Source organism: Bacillus sp. JJ783, from assembly GCF_036963225.1.
GTDB lineage: Bacteria > Bacillota > Bacilli > Bacillales > Bacillaceae_G > Bacillus_A > Bacillus_A cereus_U.
Map to the genome: position 1 here is coordinate 1 of NZ_JBALMG010000029.1, position 1,526 is coordinate 1,526.

Below are 1,526 nucleotides of genomic sequence, written 5' to 3' on the forward strand. Positions count from 1 at the left end.
TTTTTTATTTCTTTTGTCGTTTTCTGCGTTGTTGCTATCGGCGACTTGTTCTATATTACACCTCTATAGGCTAATCGTCAACACCTTTTATTCAATTAATAATAAAAATAATTCCCAAAGATATTTTCTATATTAATTTCAGTTATCCTATTTCTCTATTTCAATGAAAATAATAAAAAAGGACGTCCCATTACATACAAGACGTCCTTTTAATTACACATTATATACATGCACTCTTTAAACTATCGTCCTACTCATTCCTTGAGGCGGAACTTTTCTGTCGGGAAATGATAAATAGATCAATTATTTTACTTTTATCCGCCCATACCACTCCAAATAAAACTAAGCTGCCGCCCATTACTATTCTCCACGTTAAAGATTCATTTAATAGAACAATTGAAGCAACAATACTTATTAGCGGCAATGCATTTAAATATAATCCACTTACTGATGCTGAAACTCTCTCTAGTGCTTTATTCCAAAACCAATATGCTAAAATTGTCGCTCCAATAACAAGATACATTACACTAAGTCCAGTCTTCCAGGTTTCAATCTTTGGAAAACCGTAATAAAAAGTTTCTACCATTGCAAATGGTAATAAAATAACCGATCCAATAATTAAAGTTAATGTTGTAAAAACCTTGTTTGATAGATACTGTTCCTGTTTCGGCTGTTTTAACAATACTGTATAGAAAGCAAATAAGAAGGTGCTTAATAAAATAAGGATATCTCCTATTAAAGATACCTCTTGATCAGCATTGTTAGATGAAATTGTAATAAGAAGTACCCCTATAGCCCCCAATATAATACCGATCCAATAATTCGGATGAATTTTCTCTTTCAAAAAGAACGCTGAAAAAAGAATTGTAACTAATGGCAATGCAGCATCAATGATACTAACATGTAATCCACTTGTTAAAGAAATCCCGTAGGATGTGAACATAAAATATCCAGCTACACCAGTAAAAGATAGCAAACTCATTCTTTTCCATGGAATATGTTTATGTACGATCGCTTTTTGAAGTTGGCCATATGAAAAAAGCATACAAATTCCACCCGCCAAGAAAAGACGAATAAATAACAAAGTAAATGGTTGAATAGATTCTAATGCCCATTTCGTTGGTGCAATTGCCGTCCCCCATAATATAACAGCCACTAATAACATGCATATTTCTTTCATAATCCCCCACACCCATCAAAAAATATATGTTAACTACCTTAATTATAGATTTTTTCTTAAGTAAAATCCTTTAAAACCACAAAAAGGTTATGTGAAAAATAGTCATCCAGCTCTTTTTCGCATAACCTTTTCATATTAGATCAAAAACATTATTGTTCACTCTACAACTAAATTAACATAAAAAGGTAATTCTTACCTTCAATTAATATTTAAACGTATTACTTTATAACCTTCTTATCACTTTAATATCCAAATTTCATTTTATACCGTTTCTATTTCATTATTTTTTCGTCTTTAACGTTATTAAACTTATGGATTTTAACATTTGGTAAATAAAAATAAACAC

General features: G+C 30.7%; 1 protein-coding gene. It reads right to left on the reverse strand.

The window, feature by feature from the left end; genetic code table 11:
- Positions 1-250: 250 nt before the first annotated feature.
- A complete protein-coding gene (locus tag V7038_RS06315) occupies positions 251-1,180 on the reverse strand; it encodes a DMT family transporter (protein WP_033714281.1) in 930 nt (309 codons plus the stop codon).
- Positions 1,181-1,526 lie beyond the last annotated feature (346 nt).

What these genes read in the sequence shown, in the direction of transcription:
- V7038_RS06315 (WP_033714281.1), bottom strand. Translation starts at nt 1,180, where the DNA reads ATGAAAGAAATATGCATGTTATTAGTGGCTGTTATATTATGGGGGACG.